At 61.2% G+C, this 22,263-nt stretch carries 15 protein-coding genes and 1 pseudogene; 13 read left to right on the forward strand and 3 right to left on the reverse strand.

All coding sequences use genetic code 11. The annotated features are described in order from the left end of the window. Window positions 1-17 precede the first annotated feature (17 nt). The 7 genes from DXK50_RS23480 (at window position 18) to DXK50_RS23510 (ending at window position 9,551) form a co-directional block, all read left to right on the forward strand. Window positions 18-1,808 carry an ABC transporter ATP-binding protein gene (locus DXK50_RS23480; RefSeq protein ID WP_212631941.1) on the forward strand — a complete coding sequence of 597 codons (1,791 nt, stop codon included), beginning with the start codon at window positions 18-20 and terminating at the stop codon, window positions 1,806-1,808. Next, the gene (locus DXK50_RS23485; RefSeq protein ID WP_212631942.1) at window positions 1,802-3,568 is read left to right on the forward strand and encodes an ABC transporter ATP-binding protein; all 1,767 of its coding nucleotides are present in this window, start codon (window positions 1,802-1,804) and stop codon (window positions 3,566-3,568) included. The genes DXK50_RS23480 and DXK50_RS23485 overlap by 7 nt, the downstream gene beginning before the upstream one ends. Then, on the forward strand, window positions 3,568-4,509 hold the full coding sequence (locus DXK50_RS23490) for an ABC transporter permease (RefSeq protein ID WP_212631943.1): 942 nt from the start codon (window positions 3,568-3,570) through the stop codon (window positions 4,507-4,509). The genes DXK50_RS23485 and DXK50_RS23490 overlap by 1 nt, the downstream gene beginning before the upstream one ends. Then, window positions 4,509-5,456, forward strand: a complete 948-nt coding sequence (locus DXK50_RS23495) for an iron chelate uptake ABC transporter family permease subunit (RefSeq protein ID WP_212631956.1) — start codon at window positions 4,509-4,511, stop codon at window positions 5,454-5,456. Before DXK50_RS23490 ends, DXK50_RS23495 begins: the two co-directional genes overlap by 1 nt. Beyond that, window positions 5,453-6,217 (forward strand): iron ABC transporter ATP-binding protein, encoded by a 765-nt coding sequence (locus tag DXK50_RS23500; protein ID WP_212631944.1) that lies wholly within the window; start codon window positions 5,453-5,455, stop codon window positions 6,215-6,217. Before DXK50_RS23495 ends, DXK50_RS23500 begins: the two co-directional genes overlap by 4 nt. An 8-nt stretch (window positions 6,218-6,225) precedes the next feature. After that, a complete protein-coding gene (locus DXK50_RS23505) occupies window positions 6,226-7,215 on the forward strand; it encodes a siderophore ABC transporter substrate-binding protein (protein ID WP_212631945.1) in 990 nt (329 codons plus the stop codon). Window positions 7,216-7,328: 113 nt separating this feature from the next. Then, window positions 7,329-9,551, forward strand: a complete 2,223-nt coding sequence (locus DXK50_RS23510) for a TonB-dependent receptor (RefSeq protein WP_349292202.1) — start codon at window positions 7,329-7,331, stop codon at window positions 9,549-9,551. A 289-nt stretch (window positions 9,552-9,840) separates the two neighbouring features. Here DXK50_RS23510 and DXK50_RS23515 read toward each other — a convergent pair whose 3' ends face one another. The 3 genes and pseudogenes from DXK50_RS23515 to DXK50_RS25045 all read right to left on the reverse strand — a co-directional run. Beyond that, window positions 9,841-11,586: an ABC transporter ATP-binding protein gene (locus DXK50_RS23515; protein ID WP_212631946.1), complete on the reverse strand. Its 1,746-nt coding sequence runs from the start codon at window positions 11,584-11,586 to the stop codon at window positions 9,841-9,843. Continuing rightward, window positions 11,583-12,719, reverse strand: a complete 1,137-nt coding sequence (locus tag DXK50_RS23520; RefSeq protein ID WP_249186992.1) for an ABC transporter ATP-binding protein — start codon at window positions 12,717-12,719, stop codon at window positions 11,583-11,585. Before DXK50_RS23520 ends, DXK50_RS23515 begins: the two co-directional genes overlap by 4 nt. Before the next feature lie 31 nt (window positions 12,720-12,750). Next, a pseudogene (locus tag DXK50_RS25045) lies at window positions 12,751-13,512 on the reverse strand (ABC transporter transmembrane domain-containing protein); the annotation flags it as partial. Window positions 13,513-13,783: 271 nt separating this feature from the next. Between DXK50_RS25045 and DXK50_RS23525 the strand changes: the two are divergent. The 6 genes from DXK50_RS23525 to DXK50_RS25060 all read left to right on the forward strand — a co-directional run bounded on the left by DXK50_RS23525 (window position 13,784) and on the right by DXK50_RS25060 (window position 22,020). After that, window positions 13,784-14,668: an ABC transporter ATP-binding protein gene (locus DXK50_RS23525; protein WP_212631947.1), complete on the forward strand. Its 885-nt coding sequence runs from the start codon at window positions 13,784-13,786 to the stop codon at window positions 14,666-14,668. Continuing rightward, window positions 14,665-15,951 (forward strand): hypothetical protein, encoded by a 1,287-nt coding sequence (locus DXK50_RS25050; RefSeq protein WP_249186993.1) that lies wholly within the window; start codon window positions 14,665-14,667, stop codon window positions 15,949-15,951. Before DXK50_RS23525 ends, DXK50_RS25050 begins: the two co-directional genes overlap by 4 nt. Beyond that, the gene (locus DXK50_RS25055) at window positions 15,893-17,752 is read left to right on the forward strand and encodes a hypothetical protein (protein WP_249186994.1); all 1,860 of its coding nucleotides are present in this window, start codon (window positions 15,893-15,895) and stop codon (window positions 17,750-17,752) included. The genes DXK50_RS25050 and DXK50_RS25055 overlap by 59 nt, the downstream gene beginning before the upstream one ends. After that, window positions 17,752-19,947 carry a TonB-dependent receptor gene (locus DXK50_RS23535; RefSeq protein ID WP_249186995.1) on the forward strand — a complete coding sequence of 732 codons (2,196 nt, stop codon included), beginning with the start codon at window positions 17,752-17,754 and terminating at the stop codon, window positions 19,945-19,947. The genes DXK50_RS25055 and DXK50_RS23535 overlap by 1 nt, the downstream gene beginning before the upstream one ends. A 484-nt stretch (window positions 19,948-20,431) precedes the next feature. Further along, window positions 20,432-21,376, forward strand: a complete 945-nt coding sequence (locus DXK50_RS23540) for a helix-turn-helix transcriptional regulator (RefSeq protein ID WP_249186996.1) — start codon at window positions 20,432-20,434, stop codon at window positions 21,374-21,376. Between the two features lie 443 nt (window positions 21,377-21,819). Further along, entirely contained in the window at window positions 21,820-22,020 is a 201-nt protein-coding gene (locus DXK50_RS25060) for a hypothetical protein (protein WP_249186997.1), read from the forward strand. Window positions 22,021-22,263 lie beyond the last annotated feature (243 nt).

The raw sequence follows: 22,263 nt of genomic DNA on the forward strand, positions 1-22,263 counted from the left end.
CTTGGATTCCTTTATTTATGAGCGCTGATCAACAGGCTTCTGCCACACCCAGGGAGCCCGGCTCGATAAGCCGATTGCTTGAACCCATACGTGGGCGTTTGTTGCTGGCAGGGGCTTTAACTGCCTTTGGGGCGATGCTCACGCTGCTGCCATTGGCCGGTATCGCTCATGTTGCCGCCTTGGTGTTTGCCGACAGCGATACTGCCTCGGCAGGCCTGTCACGCGAGATTCTTTGGCGGCTGGGGATATGCCTGGTCGGTCTGCTCACAGGCATGACGCTGATCTTTGCGGGCGAATTAGTGGCGCACAGGGCTGACAATCACTTCACTCATCATCTGCGCATGGTGATCACGCAGCGCTTGGTGCGAGTGCCGCTGGGGTGGTTCGACAGTCGCGCCTCGGCAGAGGTCAAGCAGGCAATGCAGGATGACGTTGCTACTCTGCACAGCCTGACTGCGCATTTCTTCACCACAGTTGGGCGTGCGCTAGGCGTCATCGTGATCTCGGTGATCTACCTGTTCGCCATGGATTGGCGCCTGGCCATCCTCGCGCTGCTGCCATTCCCTGGATTCTTCCTGTTTTTCGGCAGGGCGATGAAAGCCAGTAGGGCGAACATTCAGACGTTCGTGGCCGGCATGGCGCGTATTGACAACGCAGTGATCGAGTTCGTCAACGGAATGCCGGTGGTAAAGGCGTTCGGCAGCACCGGCAGAGCCCATGCAAGTTACCGGAGCGCTGTCGACGATTTCGCCAATACTTTTACTGAGTTCACCCGCCCGCTGGTGGGCTCGATGGCGAGTGCAAACGCACTCATTGCACCGGTTTCTGTGCTTGGTGTGGTTCTGCTCGCGGGGGCGTCCTTCGTCACGCTTGGCTGGATGACCCCCGTTGAGTTATTGCCGTTCGTTCTGGTGACGCCATGGCTCTGCGCACCCTTGATGCTGCTGCACACCGTTAGTCATGATCTGGGCAACGCCACGGCTGCTGCTCAGCGAATTCAGGCTCTGCTGAAAACGCCGCTGCTTGCGGAGCCGGTACCATACGCTACAGAGCGCCCGAGGGATAGCGAGGTACGCCTGGAACAGGTCAGCTATGCGTATGGCGAGCACCGCGTCCTCTGCGATCTAAGCTTCATCCTGAAGCCTGGAACCACTACGGCCATTGTCGGGCCGTCCGGGGCGGGTAAGTCGACAGTGGCGCGCTTGTTGCTCCGGTTCTTCGATCCTAGTGAGGGTCGTATCACCCTGGGGGGGGTCGATCTACGCCGGATCGAGACTGCTCAGCTCTACCAGCATATCGGTTTCGTACTGCAGGACGTGCGGTTGATCCACGCGTCCGTACGCGAAAACATTGCTCTGGGGCGTCCAGATGCCAGTCAGTTGGAGATTGAAGATGCCGCGAGGGTCGCGAACATTCATCAGCGCATCCTTCGATTGCCACGCGGCTACGACTCGGTTGTCGGTGAGGACGCACAGTTTTCGGGTGGCGAACAGCAACGCTTGAGCATCGCCCGTGCCGTACTGCTCGATCCTCCTGTGCTGGTACTTGATGAGGCTACTGCTGCCGTCGACGCCGAGAGTGAGGCAGCGATTCAGGATGCGCTGTCGATATTTGCTACAGACCGTACTTTGCTGGTGATCGCACACCGCCTTGAAACCGTGATCAATGCGGAGCAGATCATCGTACTCGACGAGGGGCGTATCCGTGAGCAGGGCAGGCATGACGAACTTCTTCTGCGAGAAGGCCTCTATGCGAGGCTCTGGGCTTTGGGTGGTTGCGACCAACCTGAGGCGGTGCCGGCATGCTGAAGGACATGAAGCGATTGCTTGGCGAGGAAGCCGCCGTGCTGAGCCGCTATCTTTACGTGGCTGTGTCTTACTCTCTGCTGAGTGGGCTGACCATCATTACTCTGGTACCGGCGTTGGGCCGGCTGCTTGCTGGCGATGCCCAAAGTGCCATGTTGTGGTTCGCCGTGCTACTGGCCGGCGTACTGGTTTGCTGGATATTGCGGCGACAGGTGGAGCAGGCCGGGATTGCGGTGGGTGTGGCGGTACTGCGTGGTGGGCGGCAGCGTATCGGTGACCATGCGGCGACGCTGCCGCTGGGCTGGTTCGACGCCACGAACAAGGCGCAGCTTGGTCACGTCATCAGTCAGGGAATGATGACAGTGGCGCAGCTTCCTGCTCACGTTTTCACTCCACTGATCAGCAGCCTATTAACCCCACTGTTGATTGTGGGGGCGCTGTTCGTGGTGCAGTGGCAGCTGGGGCTTATCGCATTGCTGGCATTGCCGTTCCTGGCCGGCATCCTGGGGTTCACCTCAGGGTTGGGTGCTTCGGTCGATGCTGCATTCCAGCGTGATTTTGCTGCGACCAGCCAGCGCGTGGTCGAATTCGCCCAATCGCAGTCCGTGCTACGTGCCTTCAACGGCGAAGGCGGCGGTACCCGGCTGCTCGAAGAGGCTATCGAACAGCAGCGGCAGTCGGCCGCGCGCCTGATCTTCCGCTCGTCATTGTCGGCAGTGCTCAATGCTTGGGCGGTGCAGATGATTTTTGCCGTGTTGCTGCTCGTAGCGGGCCTCCTGCTCGCTGAGCAGATCAATGCCCATGTAGAAGCGTCGTCAATGGTTGTGATGGTCGTCGCTTTGCTTTTGATCGGCCGCTATATCGACTCGCTGCTGGAGATCGCCAGCTACGGTGAAATCCTGCGTAGCGCAAAGGGCCAGCTTGCTGCCGCGATGGAGATACTTGCGGCGCAAGCCCTGCCGGAAACTGGTCAGCCACAAACGCCGGCTGATAGCTCCATCGAGTTACGACATGTCAGCTTTGCATACGCACCGGGACAGGATGCGGTTCTCAACGATATCAATCTGCGGGTGGCGCCGGGCAGCATGGTGGCGCTGATCGGTGCATCCGGTTCCGGCAAGACCACTCTGGTAAGGCTGATAGCCCGCTTTTTTGACGTCAGCCAGGGCAGCCTGCTGGTCGGCGGGGTGGATGTACGGCATATGGGCAGTGAACAGTTGGCCGGGCATATCAGCCAGATTTTTCAGGACAGCTACCTGTTCCAAGGCACCATCGCCGACAACATTCGCATCGGCAGAACCAACGCCAGTGATGACGACATCTTCCAGGCTGCACGGCAGGCTGGTGTGGCCAGCATTCTTGCGCGTATGCCTGATGGAATAAGTACACAGGTCGGCGAGGGTGGGGCACGTCTTTCTGGAGGTGAACGGCAGCGTATCGCCGTTGCCAGGGCGCTGCTCAAGGATGCACCGATTCTTCTGGTTGATGAAGCCACTGCGGCGCTGGATACCGAGAACCAGGCTGTGATCGCCGAGACACTGGCCAGAATGCGTGGTCGCCGTACTCTGGTAGTTATCGCGCATCAGCTGTCCACGGTTGCCTTGGCCGATCACATCGTGGTGTTGGAAAACGGTTGTATTGTCGAGCAGGGTGCTCCCGATACGCTGCGTGCTGCCGGTGGTCGTTATGCGCTATTTCTGCATCAACGACAGATGGCCAAAGGTAGGTATATTGCTGTTGGCGACGAGCAGGAGCTGGCGTGATGCGTGCAGGCTATCTGGGCTGCTTCACGGCGCTCTGCATGCTGTCGTTGATGATCGGTGCTGGTCAGTTGCACTGGTCCCAGCTGGTCGCGAATGAAAGCAGTGCCTGGCTAACCCTGACGGCGAGCCGTTTGCCTCGGCTTGCGGCACTGGTGCTGACGGGCGTTGGCTTGGCCGTTTGTGGCGTAATCCTGCAGCACATCGTGCGCAATAAGTTTGTCGAGCCGGCCACGGCGGGCAGCCTCGACGCGGCAAAGTTGGGCATTCTACTGGCGATGGTGTTGATGCCAGATGCAGGACGTTCTGGCCGCATGATCTTCGCGCTGATTTTCAGCTTTGCAGCCGGGCTGCTGTTCGTCGCGATTGTCCGGCGAACACGCTTGCGCAGTAGTGCGTTGGTGCCGGTGATCGGCCTGATGTACGGCGGTGTGCTGAGCGCGCTTGCCGAGTTCTATGCCTACCAGCACAACATTCTGCAGAGCATGCAGGGCTGGCTCCTCGGTGATTTCTCCAAGGTCGTGCAAGGCAACTACGAGATCGTCTACCTGATCCTGCCCGTTGTGGTGCTTGTCTATTTATATGCCCAGCGTTTTACCGTGCTCGGAATGGGGGAGGGCATGGCCAGCAGCCTGGGTATGAACTATGCCGCCACAGTGGTGCTCGGATTGCTGCTGGTGGCGGTGACGGTAGCCGTCACGGTAATCACCGTCGGCGCTATTCCCTTTGTTGGCCTGGTAATCCCCAATCTGGTCGCCCTGCTTTATGGCGACAACCTGCGACGCACATTACCGATCGTGGCGCTGGGTGGTGCTTCGCTATTGGTGATCTGCGACATCCTTGGCCGCGTACTGATCTATCCGTTCGAGGTGCCTATCGGTCTCACCGCCGGCAGCGTCGGTGGTGCACTTTTGCTCGCCCTGATCATCCGGAGGGTCAGGTGATGGTGCGCCTCCATGGTTATGCGGCCTGGCTGCTGGTTTGCGCGCTGGCGCTGGTTTTCCTGTTCCTGGGTTCCGGGATGGATTTTGATTACCTCATACCCAAGCGACTGGCCCGGTTGGCGGCGATGTTTATCGGCGGCGTTTGCGTGGCTTGCTCATCCATCGTTTTCCAGACAATTACAGGTAATCGCATCCTGACGCCGGCCGTCATGGGTTACGAAGCGGTTTACCTGTTATGGCAGGCGCTTCTGGTGCTGGCCATGGGCACCTACAGCGTGGTCGCGCTGAGTGGTAGCGGCAACTTCGCATTGTCTGTGCTGCTGTTGCTTGGCTATTCCTGGGCGATTCATCGCTGGTTGTTCCGCGACAGCTCCAACAATGTGTATGTCCTGCTTCTGGTGGGCTTGGTGCTGACGATGGTGATCAGTACCTTTACCCAGTTCGTGCAGCTTCGGGTCAGCCCCGGCGAATTTTCTGTGCTGCTCGGCTTCAGCCAGGCCTCGTTTAATCGTGCGCAACCCGAGCAACTGTTGTACTCGGCGGCAGCGGTCATCGGCGTCCTGCTAATCGGTCGGCAGGCGTTGCCAGCCCTCGATGTACTGTCTCTGGGGCGCGATCAAGCGACTTCGCTAGGGGTGGATTACGCGCGCGAGGTACGCCTTTATCTGGCGCTGATTGCCACGCTGGTGGCGGTATCCACCAGCCTGCTCGGGCCTACAGCGTTCATGGGGATCTTCGTCGCGAACGCGACTTATGCCCTGGCCCGCACCTTTCGCCATCGCATTACGTTACCCATGGGCAGCGCGATTGCCATCGCCATCTTCATCAGCGCTCAACTGCTGGTCGAGCACCTGTTCAACTACAAAACCACCGTCGGGATCCTGGTCAACCTGTTATGTGGCGGGTACTTCCTAGTGCTGATGGTGCGCACCCGAGGTGCCTCATGATTGCTGTCCACGATCTGCACAAGACCTATGCTGCCAAGGCCGTGCTTAATGCGGTGAGCGTCGAGTTTCCAGCGCATCGCCTGACCTCGCTGATCGGGCCTAACGGTGCTGGAAAGACGACATTGCTGATGAGCATGGCGCGGCTACTAGAGCCAAGCCGAGGCGAGATACTTATTGGCCGTCAGCGCATTGCAGATATCCCGACTCGCGAGTATGCCAAGCGCGTTGCCACCTTACGTCAGGCGCCGGACTTCAACTTGCGGCTGACCGTCGAGGAGTTGGTTGCCTTTGGCCGTTTCCCCTACAGCCGTGGAGCCTTGACCGAGCAAGACCGGCAAGCCGTCGATGACGCTATCGCGTTCTTGGAGTTACAGCCATTACGCCAGGCCTACCTCGATGAACTGAGTGGCGGACAGCGGCAGATGGCCTTTTTGGCCATGACCATCGCCCAGCAAACCGACCTGCTGTTGCTTGATGAACCGCTCAACAACCTGGATATCAAGCACGCCGTACAGATCATGCGCGCACTGCGCCGGCTCTGCGACGAACAGGGTCGAACGGTGATCCTGGTGGTGCATGACATCAATTTCGCCGCCAGCTACTCCGACTACATCGTCGCCATGAAACGGGGCGCTGTGCAGTGCACCGGCAGCGTGGCCGAGGTGGTGACCGAGGCGCGGATGAGCGAGCTATATGGCTTGAACTTCGAGATCACCCAAGGACGCCACGGGCGCCTGTGCAACTACTTCAATCCACTATGAGAACGGCAATGACCAATAATCAGCGAAACAGCGGGTGGGCCCTAGCCCTGATGGTGATGACGATATGTGTGCTGTCAGGTTGTAACGAGCAAACCGCCACTGCGCCGGCGAACACCAGCGGGGCAGAGTTGGCGCCTTACACTCCGGTAAATGTGCAGCATCAACTCGGCACTACCGTTGTAGAGAAGCTGCCGCAGCGGGTAGCTGCGCTGGACATGAACGAGGTCGACTTTCTTGAACAGCTAAACGTGCCAGTGACCGGCATGCCCAAAGATTTCATCCCGCATTTCCTGGGCAAATACAGAGACGCGGCCGATGTCGAGGATCTCGGTTCCATCGTGCAGCCCAACCTGGAGCGCGTGCATGCGAGCAAACCGGATCTGATCCTGATTACCTCGCTGCAGGCAAACCACTATGGCGAGCTGAGCAAAATGGCACCAACCATCCAGTTCGACGTGGACTATCGCGACAGCGAGGCTGGCCACATCGACATCATCAAGGGGCACCTGAAGGTGTTGGGAGAGATCTTTGGCAAACAGCAGCTGGCTGACGAAAAGGCTCGCGAACTCGATGCCAAGGTCGTGCAGGCTCGGCAAGTGACAGCCGATCGCCCTGAGCGTGCTCTGGTGATGCTTCACAACAACGGTGCCTTCAGTTCCTTCGGCGTGAAATCGCGCTATGGCTTCGTATTCGAAGCTCTGGGGGTAAAACCGGCGGGGCCAATGGTCGAGGCCGGACTGCATGGCCAGCCGATTTCCAGCGAGTTCATCCAGCAGGCCAATCCCGACATCATCTACGTGGTGGATCGCACTGCCGTGATGGAGCGCCGTTCCACCATGACCGCTGAGAGCATGGGCAACCCGTTGTTGCGACAGACCAGCGCTTGGAAGAACCACCGGGTGATCTTCGTCGATCCCGAAGCCTGGTACGTAACAGCCGCCAGCCCCACCTCCCTGAGGTTGATCATCGATGACGTGATCAGGGGCTACCAGCTCTGATACACCCCCTGAGTTAACCCTGAGCTTTTGATTCGTGAGCCTGTGATGCGCATGGGCTCCGTCGCTTTAGCTCGCCCTGAGAAAAGTACTGCCACACCACATGGAGCCCTAGCGTGAATATCATCGATCAGTACAGCGCACGACCTCTCGCAGCTTTCTCCCGTAATCCTGTCGCCATTGCCGTGCAAGCCGTGTTGCTGGGAATTGCACTGAGCAGCCCGGCCCTGGCCAACGACCCGCCAGGCGCAGCAGAGGCCGAGTTGATAGAGCCAGACAACGTCTCGGTGCTGCCGGCCACGCTGATTCAGGGCAAGAGCCCGGAGCGGGAACTACTGCCTGCCGAGTATGCAGGTGGGCAGGTGGCCTACGGCAGCCGGGTGGGGCTGCTGGGCAACAAGGACTTCATGGAAACACCGTTCAGCACCATCAGCTACACCGAAAAATTCATCGCCGATACCCAGGCGCAGAACATCGCAGATGTGATCGCTGCCACTGGCCCATCGGTGTTCAGCAACGGCCTTACCGGCACCTACAGCGAGAATTATCTGATCCGTGGGCTCGCTTCGAGCAGCAGCGACATGAGTTTCGGCGGGCTGTTTGGTATCGCGCCTTACTACCGCACCTCGCCGGAAATGTTCGAGCGCATCGAGGTTCTGAAGGGGCCGTCAGCCTTACTTAATGGCATGCCGCCAAACGGATCCGTCGCCGGTACCGTCAACCTCGTGCCCAAGCGTGCGGGCGAGATGCCGCTCACACGCCTGACCGCCAACTACATGTCAGATGGCCAGTTCGGTGGCCATCTCGATGTGGGGCGGCGATTTGGCGAAGAGCAGCAGTTCGGCATCCGCTTCAATCAGGTGTACCGAGATGGCGACACTTCGGTTGACGATCAGCAGATGAAGGTCGGGGTTTCTTCGCTTGCTCTGGACTGGCGCGGCGAGCGCGCCCGGCTGTCGCTGGATCTGTACAGCGCCGAAGACCGAGTCAAGGGCCAGAACCGAGGAATCAGCCTCGCGCCAAACGTAGCGGTGCCCAAACCGCCAAAGTCCGACACCCTGCTGAACCCGGACTGGGCCTACGTCGAAACGAAGGACAAAGGGGTGATCATCGCTGGTGACTTCGACTTCAATGAGCAGTTGCAGGCGTACGCCGCCATTGGAGCAAGCAAGACCGATTACGCTTACAGCGGCACCATGTCTGCGCAGGTAATCAATAGCGCTGGCGACTACACGACCACCATGGGCCAGTTGAAGATGGAACTGGATAAAACGTCCGGCGAGGTCGGTTTGCGCGGCAGGTTCCAGACGGCAGGCATCAAACATCAGATGACAGTCAACGCCACCCATTATGGCGACGAGCAGAAAGACTTTGGACGTCGCTCAGTGCCCGGCGCCAACTGGACGACCAACATCTACAACCCGGTCTGGGGCCCAGCGGCCCCAGAGGCATGGCCTGCGGTGCAACACCTGGAAAATCGCCTCGCCAGCTATGGAGCAGCTGACACGTTGTCAGTCTTGGATGATCGCTTGCAGCTAACCCTGGGGATGCGTCGCCAGCAGGTGGTGACCGACACCTACAGCACGAGTACCGGTGCGCGCAGTACCCACTACAACGAAAGTGCCACGACGCCGGCAGCTGCTCTGCTAATCAAGCTCAGCGATGATTTGTCCGTCTATGCCAACTACATCGAGGGGCTTAGCAAGGGAGGCGTGGCCCCCATTACGTCCAGCAACTCCGGCGAGGTATTCGAGCCCTACAAATCGAAACAGAAGGAAGTCGGACTGAAGCTGGATTTCGGCGATTTCACCCATACGTTCGCCCTTTATCAGATCGAACGACCAAGCAGTTATATCGATCCGGTTACCAATGTTTATTCATTTGGCGGTGAGCAGCGCAACCGCGGTGTCGAATGGGGATTCTTCGGTTCGCCATCGAGTGACGTGCGGCTGATGGGCGGCGTCGCTTATGTCGAAGCCGAGGTGCTCAAGAGTGCGAGGGCTGCCAACGAAGGTAAACAGGCAACCGGGATGCCTAAATTACAAGGCAAGTTAGGGGTGGAGTGGGATGCGCCGGTGGTTGAAGGCCTGACACTGACGGCCAATGCCACGTCGGTCTCCAAGCAGTACATCAGCGCCGATAACTCGTTGTCGATACCGGGTTACACGCTCTTCGACGTGGGTGCTCGCTATGCCACGCAGGTCGCAAGTCGCCCGGTGACCTTGCGGGGGGCAGTGACCAACCTGACCAACAAGGCATACTGGGGAATGCCACTGACTTCCAGCCTGGGTCTGGGGGAGCCTCGCACGGTACAACTCTCGGCCACGATGGATTTCTAGAGCCCTTGATGGCGGCGCTATAACGCGCCGCCATCACTGCTGAAAGATGCTGCCTGCTGACTCAGGGCTCATCAGCTACTCGTTCACATTGATGTAAAGCGAGCCGAGACCAATTTACTCAGGCGGGAATTGACCTGATCGGTCCACCACGGCGCAGAGCAGCAGTGGGCAGCTCATTGGTCTCATATACGCGAAGCACATTTAGGACCTATGCTGAAACTCCGCAAATGGCGCAGCAAGGTACGAGCGCTGGCCAGGCCGACATCGCCGCTGGCGCCGAGGATGCCGATCAACATGGCTGCACCTGCGCTTTCAGGCGCCAGCCGCCGGCACGTTGGCGGTCGTGCCAGAACCCGGCATAGCGGCCATTGCGGGCCAGCAACTGGGCGTGTGTGCCCGTTTCGATCAGGCGACCCTCCTCGAGCACGAGGATCTGATCGGCGACCATGATGGTCGGCAAGCGATGAGCGATCACCAGTACCGTGGAGCTCTGCATCAGGGTGCGGATGGCCGTCTGGACATAGGCCTCGTTGTGCGGATCGAGGGCAGCGGTGGCCTCATCGAGCAGTACGATGGGCGCACGTTTGAGCAGGGCTCTGGCCAACGACACCCGCTGACGTTCGCCGCCGGATAGTGCGGCGCCGCCTTCGCCTACCGGGGTGTTCCAGCCCAGCGGCAGACGCACGACGATTTCATCGACCCCTGCCAGCCGTGCCGCGTCCGCCACCTGCTCGGCGCTGGCATCTGGATTGCTGGCGCGGATATTGGCCTCCAGGCTGTCGTCGAACAGGTAGACGTCCTGCATCACCAGGGACAGCTGCGCCATCAGGGCTTCGTTGGTCAGTTCGCGCACATCCACGCCACCGACCTTGACGCTGCCTTCGCTGGCATCGAAGAAACGCATCAGCAGCCGAGTGACGGTGGTCTTGCCCGAGCCCGAGGCGCCGACGATGGCGGTCATCGAATGAGCCGGCACCTGGAAGCTCAGGTCGCGTAGCACCGTTGCACCGCCTGGGTAAACAAAGCTGACGTGCTCGAAGGACAGGCTACAGGGGGCGCTAAGCGGGCGGCTGACAGCGGGCTGCGCCAGCGGCGGCTCGCGCAGGATGCCTGCCAGCTGTTCGAGGTCGTTGCCGGCCATGCGCAGCAAGCCGCTGCGGGCGGCCGCTTCGGCCAACGGACCGACGAAACGCGCCGACAGGGCCAGCAAGGCGATCAGTTCGATGGCATCGATCTGGCCATTAACGACCAAGGCAATCCCTACCCCCACCAGCAGGGCGAACGCCAGTTGCACGCTCAGGCCGCCGGCCAGCAGCTTGGGGAAGGTGTGCGCCAGCATGGAGCCGCCGGCCTGATGCTGCGCCTGGTTGGCGTCCTGCAGCGGTCGATAGCCTTCCTGAGTCCTGCCAAAGGCACGCAGCACCTGTTGATAGCGGGCGAACTCCACCACGCGGTTGCCGGCCAGGGTGGCGGCGGCCTCGACGCGCGCATCGGTACTGCCGATGGCCGCGGCCGACCAGCGATGAGTCCAGTAGATCAGCGGAGCACAGAGCATCGCGGTCAGGCCCAGTCGCCAGTCGAAGACGAACAGGGTCAAGGCCACGGTGGCGGGCACCACCACCCCGGACACTACCGGGCCCAGATAATGGGCGAACAGGCCGGTGACCATCAGCGTCCCGCTGGTGGCGCTACGGGACAGGCGGTCGACCTTTTCCGAATCGAACCAGCCCAGCGGCAGGTTGACCAGGTGCTGGCCGAGGCGATCATGCAAGGTGGTCAGCACCACCAGGGCCAGGGCAAAGCCTTTCATGGCCTGTTGGTAATGGGCGATGCACGTCAGTGCCACCAGTGCTGCCAGGCCGGCCAGCCAGGTCATCGCGGTGCTCAGGTCATCGGCCAGCAGCGCGCGCAGGATCGGCACCAGCAAGGCCACGGCCATACCCTGCAGCACGGCGCTGGCCACCAGCCAGGCGAGATAGCGGTAAAGACGGGCGGTATGGGCCGGGCCCAGCAATGTGCGAAGGCTACTGATCACAGGGACACTTCCAGGTTGGGGGCGGTGGTTTCGGCGCTGGCGCGCCATAGCCGGACATAGGCGCCGTTCGCTTCGAGCAGTTGCTCGTGGCGGCCGCGCTCGACCACCCGCCCTCGATCGAGAACGACGATCTGATCCACGCCGCGGATGCTTACCAGACGATGGGCGATCACCAGAACCGTGCGTCCCTGGGCGAGCACCGACAGCGCATCCTGGATTTGTGCCTCGGATTCGGGGTCGGCATGGGAGGTGGCTTCATCAAGGATCAGCACTGGCGTATCGGCCAGCAGTGTACGGGCTATGGACAGCCGCTGCGCTTCGCCGCCGGAGAAAATCGCGTCCTCGCCGATCACCGACTGGTAGCTCCGGGGCAGGGCTAGGATGCGCTGATGAATCCGCGCCGATTCTGCGGCGGCCTGCATCTCCTGTTCGCTGGCGTTCGGCCGGCCCAGACGCAGGTTGTCGGCGACGCTGCCGTGCACCAGTTGCGCGTCCTGCAACACGAAGCCTACGTGTCGATACAGCTGCCGCAGGTCTATTTGCCGCACGTCGGCACCGCCGACCAGGACACGCCCGGCGCTGACGTCATGAAAGCGCGGCACCAGCTTGGCCAGGGTCGATTTGCCGGCGCCGGAGGCTCCCACCAGGGCGGTTATGCTGCCTGCCGGGCAGTGCAGATCGACGCCGGTGAGAATCGGATGCTCGGGGTCGTAGCCGAATTGCACCTGCTCGAAGGTAATGTCGCTGCCTTGCGGCTGTACGCAGACCTCGGGCACGGGCAGTTCTTCGACCGCGAGCAGAGTCTCGATCCGTCCGGCAGCGGCCAGGGCCGTGCGTTGGGCGGTCAGGTTCTGGTTGATCACCAGCAGCGACTGCGGGATGAGCACTGCCACCAGGGTTTCGGCTAACAGCTGCAATGGGGTGATCCAGCCTTTGGCCAGTAACAGGATGCCCGCTCCCAGGCTTGCCAGCAGGATCACCGGCACGCTCAGGGCCATGGAGGAAAAAGCCTCCAGGCGCAGCAGGGGCCGGACCCATCCGGCGTACTGCTCGCCGAACTGGCTGACCGCCTGCTGATAGCTGCGATGGGCCTGGCCGGTCTGGCCGAAAGGCCTTGACCACGGCGATGCCATGGACGAACTCGACGATGGCGGCGCTGACTTGGGTCATGCTCTTGTCCAGCAGCTGCATCTTGCTGCCGAAACCGCGCATCATCAGGGCATAGGCCACGGCATAGATGGGCAAGGTCAATACCGCCAGCAGCACCAGGCGCCAGTTCAGCCAGGCCAGCCAGGTCAGCCCGGCCAGTGGCGTGACGAGCGCGGCGGTGAGCTCCACCGCGTGGTGGGCGACCAGATGGTGCAGATCTTCGAGATCGTCCTGCACCACCTTGCGCACAGCGCCGGAGGTGGTGTCGCTGTACCAGCCCAGGGGCACTCGTCCCAGTTTGCTGATCATGGCCTCGCGCAGATTGGCTTGCAGTCGGTGGTCCGCCACATGGGTCAGCCATAGTGCCACTCCAGTAGCCATCCAGCCCAGGCTCAGGCCCAGCACCACTAGCGCTGCCCACAACCACAGCGATCGACTGTCGATGTCGCCTCCCAGCAGCAAGCGACCCAGCTCGGTAAGGCCTATGAAGGGCAGCAGATTGACTAGCGCCCCGACGGCAGCGCACGCCACGCCGAGTCTAATCAGTGGTTGAACTGGTCGTTTGAGAGTCTGCAGAGCGGTTGTCATGAGTTTTTCCGTAGGGCTTCGAGCAGATGCGCGGAGACGGTATGTACGTGCGGTGGTTCGATGACGCAGAAGTGGTTGCCAGGAGTGTCGAGCAGCTCGAAGTGCCCGAGGTAGAGCTCTCCAGAGCCGCGCGGCGAGGGGGCCAGCGTTGGGATCAGCGGATGCCTGGAAGATGCTAGCCATTCTCATTCTTGCGACTACCCGGATCGAATCGATTTAGCCCCGCATCCGTTTCCCGTATCTGCCGTCGGGCAGGACGGGGCCTGGGGCGAGCGGGCGGTTGTAACGCGATACGGTTGGAAAATGACTCGAATCGGGTAGAGCTGCTCCTCCGTCCTTGTCTACCGTCGCCCGCTGCCTTGTCCACAGGGCATGACTACTTCCCCAAAAAAGCGCCTTCCGCCAGGCCTGGATTTGCCTTGTGATGCCCGGCATTGGCGTGTCGATCATGGAGTTGCCGATGTCGATGGATACGGGTTTAAACGTTCGCGGCTTGCATAAGCGCTACGCCAACGGCGTCCAGGCGCTGCGTGGCGTGGAGTTGAATATCGGCCCAGGCATGTATGGGTTGCTGGGCCCCAACGGTGCCGGCAAAAGCAGCCTGATGCGCACCTTAGCGACCTTGCAGCAGCCGGATGCGGGCAGCATTCATCTGGACGGCGTGGATGTGCTGGCCGACTCCGATCATCTGCGCCGACGTCTGGGCTACTTGCCGCAGCAACTGGGGGCTTATCCGGGCGTCAGCGCACGGGGTCTGCTGGACCGTTTTGCCTGGCTCAAGGGCCGTACCGACGCGCGCCAGCGTCGGCAGGAGATCGAAGGGTTGCTCGAGAAGGTAAATCTGGCAGAGGCGGCGCATCGTGCCCTGGCAACCTATTCGGGCGGCATGCTGCGCCGGTTCGGCATCGCCATGGCGCTGGTGGGGTCACCGCGACTGTTGATCGTCGATGAACCTACAGCGGGCCTGGATCCGGCCGAGCGCAATCGCTTTCATCGGGTGCTGGCGGATGTTGCGGCCGAGGCCATCGTGCTGCTGTCCACCCATATCGTCGAGGACGTGGAGAATCTGTGCAACCGCCTGGCGGTACTGGCCGGCGGACGGATCATCGTCGAGGGGCGCCCGGCGGATCTGCTCCGTACCGAGCAGGGGAGGCTGTGGGAGGCTTCGTTCGGTCGAGGCGAAGCCCTCCCTGAGGCGCTGCACGTAGCGGCCAGCCCCGAGGGCAGTCGTGTCATCGTGCACGGCGAGCGGCCCTCCGATCCGCGCTTTATGCCCCATGCGCCACGCCTGGAGGACATCTATTACCTGGTGCTGGCCCAGGCAGGCGAGGTGTCAGGCGCATGAACACCTTCGCTTTGCTGATGCGCGAGGCCGGGGTCGAGGTGCGCGCAGGGTTGCGTAGCGGCATCCCTGTATTGGTGTTTCTCGGGCTCACCGGTTATCTGCTGATGGCGCTGACCAACGCCGACTACGTGCAGAAGATGGGGGCCAGCGAGATCGTCCGCAACGCCCCCAGCCTGATCTATCTGATGTCCTGTGGCTGCATGTTCTTCCTGTTCTTCGCCTGGGCCTGGGTCTTCGCCCAGCCAGCTCTACGTGATCGCAAGGCACAGTTGGAAGAGGTCGTGCTGGCACTGCCGCTGTCGTTGCCGGGGCTGTTGTGGGGACGCTTCATCGGCGCCGCGGTGGTTGGCGCGCTGCTCGCCAGTTCGTTGATCGTCGGATTTATCTTCAGCCCGATACTGGGCTGGTTGGGCTGGGTGCCGGCGGCGAGCATCGGCGCACCGGCCTGGCCGGCCCTGGGCTTCGCCTGGGTCGCCTTGTTGCTGCCGGTCAGTAGTGGAATTGGCGCGCTGTACTATCTGCTGGCCTTGCGCAGCCGCGGCCTGGCCGCGCCATTCGCACTGGCGACGGTACTGATGCTGTTGTGGATGTTCGCCGTGGTGGTTCTCAAGGGGGGCGATATCAATCCGCTGTTGGCCGCCAGCCTCGACCCCTCGTTGTTCACTTTTGCCCTGGCCCAGGTGGAGACCTGGACGGCGGCACAGAAGTCGCAGTCGCTACTGGCACTGACCCCTGGGTTCTGGTTGAACCGGGCGTTGTGGTGCGTGCTGCCATTGCTTCTGCTCGCAGTGGTGTTGGCACGCACCAGCCGGCAAGGTCTGATGGGGCGTCGTGCCGGGGCGTTGCTAGCGGATCCCCCCATGCGTTTGGCCGTCGACACCCGCTTACCCGGCCCATTGCTGGCCATCCACTGGCCGCAGGCCCTGTGGTACGAGACCTCTTGGCAGATCCGCCAGGTATTCGCCCGCAAGATCTGGTGGGTGGCCCTCGGGTTACTGTTGGTGATGGGGCTGCTCAGTGGCTTCGTCCATGTGGTATGGCACGTCCGTGGACCCATGGTGCCACGGGCGGACTTGACGCTGCCGCTGCTGTCCAGTGCGCTTTTTCTGGTGATCGCCTTTGTCGTCGCGGCCTTGGTTGGCCTGGTCTGTCGACGCGACGATGTCGAGGGTCTGGGCGAGATGCTGCAGGCCACGCCAGCGCCGATATGGCTGCGTTTGTTGCGTGTCGTTGGCGACGCTGCTGCTGGCCCTGGTGCCGGGCATCGCGAGCCTGCTGATTAGCGCCATCGCCGCTCCGGACAGCCTCGCACCGGGATTTGTCCTGATCTACCAATTGTTGGTGTTCACCCCGCCCTTGATGGAGTTGGCGCTGCTGACGGTGCTGGTGCACGCCTTGATTCGCCGCAGCGGCCTGGCCTATGCCGGCTCCATGTTGCTGACGTTCTTTCTGGTGCTCAACCATGAGCTGGGTTTGGTCAGTTACCCGGCCTATGAAATGGGGATCCCAGCCCATGTCGCCTTGTCTCGGATGACGGGCTGGGCGCCCTGGTGGCCATACCTGGCAACCCTGACGACCTGGAAGCTGGCCGGGTGCATGGTGCTGGTGGCGGTGGCCGCCCTGGGCTTGCCGCGTGGCCCGGAACGGCGGCGAATCGCCCAGGTACGCGCGCGTTTGCCCGGAGTGCCTGGCGTGCTCTTGGCGCTGGGCAGCATTGGCATGCTCGGTAGCGGTGTGTGGCTCCATCGGCATCTGGTGGAGCAGGGCGATTACCAGTCTCCTGCTCAGGAGCGTGCCGAACGCGCCGCCTGGGAACAGCGCTGGCTGGCGGGTGCGGGGGGCTGGCAACTAGCAGGTGGCCGCCTGCAGTTGAATATCGATAGCCTGAATCGCCAGGTCGAGGGGCAGTGGCGCCTGGATGAGGTCATTGCCGACAGTCGCCATTTGGATGCCGAACTGCCGCAAGGCTTGCGGGTGACTGCCGCGCGCGTCATGGGCCAGGCTGTGAACGTCGAACAGGAGGCACGACACCTGCGCGTGCCCTTGGGGCAATGCGCTACCACTGGCTGCGACGTGGAGCTGCACTGGACCGTGAGCGCAGCCGGATGGCCTGGCGAAGGTGAGAACTTCTGGCTGAGTCCGCAGGGAATCTGGCTGGAGGCGCGCCGTGTGGTTCCGCGTCTGGGCTTCGATAGCGAGCGCTGGCTGCGCGTACCTGCGCACCGGGTCGACGCCGGCTTGGCCGCGCAACTGCCGGTACTGCCGGCAGGGTCGGCCGTTGCCGTGCAAGCCGTGGCGCCTGCAGGTACATGGCAGTGGCTGATCGAGGTGGACGGTCATGCCATCAGCGCCAGTAGCGAGGCGCCCCTGGACTTCGCTTACGCCTGGCCGGCTGAAGGCTCCGCAGCGGAGCTGGATGAGGTGCAGGTGATGGCCGATGGCAGCCGCTTGCAAACCGACCTCGAGGTGCGCGAAGACCTGAAAGCCATGGCTGCCTGTGTGGCACGGCGCCTGGGCAGCAGCCCCAGGGTCGATGCACCGAGCCAATGGCCGACCGGCATGGGCAGCAGCCGCTTGAGCAACGGGCATCTGCTGCTCGCTCAGTCACCCGCTTGGGATGTCGCGGGGGAGGGCGTCGGTCGTTGGGCTCGACGCGCGCATATCGCCGAGTTGCTGGCTCGCCGCGTACTGCTCGATGCCAGCGATCTGCGTCAGCGGCCCGGATACCAGTGGCTCAGCCAGGGAGTGGCCGGCGCTATCGGCTTGCTCTGCGTGGGCGATACGGATGGCCCACAAGCTTTGTCGGCACTGGTGAAGCTCAAGGCTGACGACCTGACCCTGGCCCTGGGGCGCGACGGCGAGCCCGTCGGCACCTTGCTCGAGGCCCGTGAACTTGGCTGGGCAGCGTTCTATGCGCCATTGGCCAGCCTGGACTGGGTTGCCGGGCAACCTCCCGAAAAACTGATGGCGCTGGCCGCCGAAGCCCGCACCGGTCAGCCATGGCCGGCCACTGTCCAGGAGCTGCTGGGTGCGCCTTCAGACCAAACCATAGCCGAGGTGCTCAGGCGCTGGAGCGCGCCGTGATGAGTTCGATCCACTCTCTTTTCACATTGGAGCCTTTGTCCATGTCATTTCGATACTCTCTCAAGCCGTCACGCCGTCCTGCCGGGTGGCGTCTCAACGCGCTGACGCAAGCCTTGGCCCTTGGCCTTTCCAGCCAGATGTGCACGGCCCTTGCCGCGGATCAGCAGCTAGCAGGTAGCACTGAGAATAATACCGTTGAGTTGGCGCCCCTGACGGTGAATGCCCGGTTGAGCCAGGAAAGCGCTAGGGACATTCCCTTCGGCCTTTCGGTGATCGATGGGCAAACTTTGGAAACGCGCCGCCTGCGCACGCTCGAGGACGCGCTGCGAACCACACCAGGGGTGGACGTCAATTCCTGGGGTGGCGCCAATGACGCCAACGTACGCATTCGTGGGGTCGGCTCGCTGAACCAGATGAGCATGGATGACGGCTCGGTGGTGCTCAACATCGACGGCGTGCCCATGTCGGTGCGCAATGCCGCGCTGGCTACCCTCGATGTGCAGCAGGTGGAAATACTCAAGGGGCCTCAAGGTACGCTGTTCGGGCGTAACAGCGAAGCCGGTGCGATCAACGTCACCACCCGTAAACCGACCCGCCACCTGGCAGGTTACGTACGCGGCGAAGCGGGCAATCAGGGCCAGTTCATGACCGAGGGCGCGGTGGGCGGACCATTGACGGACACCTTGGCCGGAAGGGTCGCGGTGCGTCGCAGTGGCTTCGACAACTGGGTCGACTCCCAGCAGGACGGTGATCCCATGACCAAACCCCGTGATCTGGCTTTGCGCGGTAGCCTGCTGTGGGACAACGACCAGGGCACCACGGGCTTGCTGACCGCCGAGCGGCAACGGGCGGATCACTATGCGGGCCTGGAAATGCTCAGGCCCTTTGGTAACCGACCGTCTCTGGACTACACGCCAGGGGTGTTCGACGACAATCAGAAAACCAACGAACGCTACTCCTTCGAGTTGAATCATGACCTGGCGCAGGCACGTATCACCTCCATCAGCGCCTACACCAGCACCGATTTCAACGCGGTCAAAGGCTATGATCGCAATATCACGCGTGAGCTCTACGGATCGCCTTTCGAGTACCTGATCGAGGACTCGGCCCATGAGCAGGTCTGGAGTCAGGATCTGCGCCTGGGCTCCTTGGCGGAGGCCGACGTGTTCTGGGTCACCGGGCTCAACCTGTCGCGCTCGGAACGCAGTTTCGATTCCGACGACTTCACCAGTGGCGCACAGCAGCGGCGCGATTTCAGCACCAACAGCTACGCCGCTTATGGCGAGGTCACCTATCCGATCGCGCAGGACTGGAAGCTCACAGCCGGTTTGCGCCATACCTGGGATCGCAAGACTTACGGTGCTGATTACCTCAGTTCCGGTAGCGCGGTCAGCGACAGTCGTCGACTGCAAGACAACTACAGCACCGGGCGGGGTGCACTGTCCTATTCGCTGACGGACCAAACCAGCCTGTATATGGTGCTTTCCCGAGGCTACAAGTCGGCGGGGTTCAATGATTACGCCACCTCCACCCGGGATAGCGAACCCTATAAGGCGGCCAAGGTCAACGCCGCCGAGCTAGGCTTCAAGCATGAAACCACTGGCGGCGCCTTGAGTCTTGAAGGCGCACTGTTCTTTACTCGCGTTCAGGACGATCACCTGCTGGGTTACGACTTCAATACCCTGGCGGTCAGCGCGGTTAACGCCGATACCCGCAGCAAGGGTGCCGAGCTTTCGAGCACCTGGCATGTCAACGATGAGCTCACCCTGAGCGGCGCTGTGAGCTACACCAACGCGGTGGTGACTTCCGATGCGCCGGGGGTGTCGGGCGGCGATGTGGCGGCCGGCAATCGAGTACCGGATGTGCCGTTATGGAGCGGCAACTTCAGTGTCGCGTGGCAGAAAAACCTGCCGGATTTTCTCGGCCTGACAGCGCCCCGCTTGAATTCCCTGATCAACTACCGTGTGCAGAAGAACCGCCCGGCAGACCCGCAGAATCACTACGATCTCAAGGGCTATGCCAAGCTTGATCTGCGTCTGGGGGTAGAGGTGGGTGGCTCGGAGGTGTATTTGTGGGGCGATAACCTGCTGGATGCCCGGTACGACCTGTATGGCTCGTACTCCACTGATCAAGTGTTGACTGGGATGCCCGGTCGAGGGCGTTCGGCGGGAGTCGGCTACAGCTACTCGTTTTGATCGCACAGAGAAGCACAGCGGTTTACTACCGATCCTGCGCCCGACTGTCATTGACGTGACAGTCGGGCGGTTCTTCGCTCGGAAACTGTCTTCTGAGCAACTTCAGCCCTGGCTGACTTCTTACTCGCCGCCGCATGCTATTCATGGCTGAACAGCATGCCGGCTTCCTCGCGTTCGTCCCCCGCGCTGATAAGCGCCGTCGAGAGTGGCGGCCATCGACACCTATACCGTAACGGATTGAACCAGACTCGGCGCAGCTCCGCGACTCCTGGCGGCGGCTAGAGAATGCGTGGGCTGTTTCGCCGTGCGCATGGCCAGCGAACCTCATACGAGGCGGCGTGCCAGTATTCAATCAAGTCAAAATGTTATGTTATAACAATCAATATAGGCATCTAGAAGCGGTTGGGTGGGTGATGCAGCCCTACGCGGGACGCTAATTACCATGCGGCATGAGTAATCGTTCTTATGCGTGCGACAGATTCAAATGGCAGCCGTCGAAAAGGGCGCAATGGATTCAATGCCGATCTCGCGCCTCATTACGGATGGTTATGGGACTGATTCCAGTCCAGAGACTCTATGCCGGGTAACCCGGGTGGCGCTGCAAGAAGGGCTGGACATCGTTCGTTGGCAAAGTACTTTCGAAAACCCTGTGCAAATTCCGCTGCATGACGACAGCGAGTGTATTCACTTCAGCTTTACCCATGTGCTCAAAGGCAAGGCGCTCTGTAGTTTCCACGACGGACACCGGCAGCGACGCTTCGCCATTGATGAGGGCTCAGGAAACATCAGTTTCGGGCGTTGCCGGCATGGCTTCTATTACCAACACGGTGAGATCGATAACGTCACCGTCATGATTCGCCCCGAATTGTTGTCTCAGTGGGAGCTGGAAATCGATCCGCCCCTGCACAAGGCATTGGCCTGCGATCATTGTTTCCTGGAGGGTCACCGAAGCGGTGAAATGAGCGCGACGGCGCATATGCTCTGCAGCGCGATGGACAGGGGGGCCAGTGCGCGCAGCAGCTTGTGGCTATATGGACAGAGCGTAACCCTGGTCAGTCTGTTCATGGAGGCGCGCCGGGACGCGGAATGTGTCTACCGGGTCAGCCTTAAGGATCGTCAGCGTCTGATGCGTGCCCGAGGGCGCCTGCTAGAAGACTTGGGTAAGGCGCCCAGCCTGCCCGAATTGGCTCGGGAGGCCGGGATGAGCCTGCCCAAGCTGACCCGCGGCTTTCGCCAGGTTTTTGGCAACAGTGTCTATGGGGTTTTTCAACAGGCGCGGATGGCGCAGGCCCGCAGTCGGCTATTGGCTGGTGAAGGGTCGGTGATGCGTGTGGCGTCTGATCTGGGGTATGCCAATGCCAGCCATTTTGCCACAGCTTTCCGTAAGCAGTTTGGAATTAACCCATCTGAGGTCAGGTTCCGCAGTTAATCCAAGCCCACAGATGTATTCATCGGGACGGTTGCCATTGTACTGAACGTTATTTGAGATGACTGCGGAGCTGGAGGCCCGCTACATCGATGGTAAGTACATCCCCACCTCCAATATACCGTCGCAGCAGATGCGCCGCTTGAGCTCGTCCTGGAACTGGTCGACTCGTATGGACTTCGCGACCGGCCGCCTATGCATAAGGGCTTTCTGTCCCTGCCCAGGTGCTGATTGGGCTCAGAGCTGGAAGGAGGCCAAGCAAAGCCCGCTACGTGGTCAGTTGGATGATATTGTCCAGCAGCTCACAGACGCCGCACCTGTGATTGCGCCGATTGGTCGAGGAGGCCGAGGAGCAGGCCAGAATTCGGCAGCAGGAGTGGAAGGAGCAGATGCGCCGGCTCGAGGAGAGAGAGCGGATTCGACGGTAGAACGAGGCAAGGGCTGATTTGCTGAGTGCCATCAGGCAGTGGGATGACATCAAGCGGATCCAGGCCTTTTTCAGTGATGCAGAGAACTCCGTATCGAATCTGCCCGAAGCAGCGCGATGTATTGCTAAGGACAAGCTCGCCCAGGCGCGTGAGCTTGTTGGTGAGCTGGATGCGCTCAAGGCGCTGCTGGAGTGGAAGGGACCTCGGGAGCGCCTGTAGCAATGCTCAAGAGCTCCTCGGCGCTGGTTTAGAAAAGCTACATTTTGCTCACTATGAGTGTGCAAAAAATCGGAAAAACTAAACTTTTTGTTTGCAAGGCTCGGCGACAGCGATCTTGTGTCTGAGTTGTAAGTTGCATTGCCGCCGATAGCTGCAATAGCTATGCGAGGAAATGCTACTAGGCAGTTGCCGTCGGGATATCAGGAAAGCTGTTTGCACATTTCGGCAATCACGATGCGGACG

The organism is Pseudomonas sp. KB-10 (assembly GCF_018221585.1).
Classification (GTDB): Bacteria; Pseudomonadota; Gammaproteobacteria; order Pseudomonadales; family Pseudomonadaceae; genus Aquipseudomonas; species Aquipseudomonas yangonensis.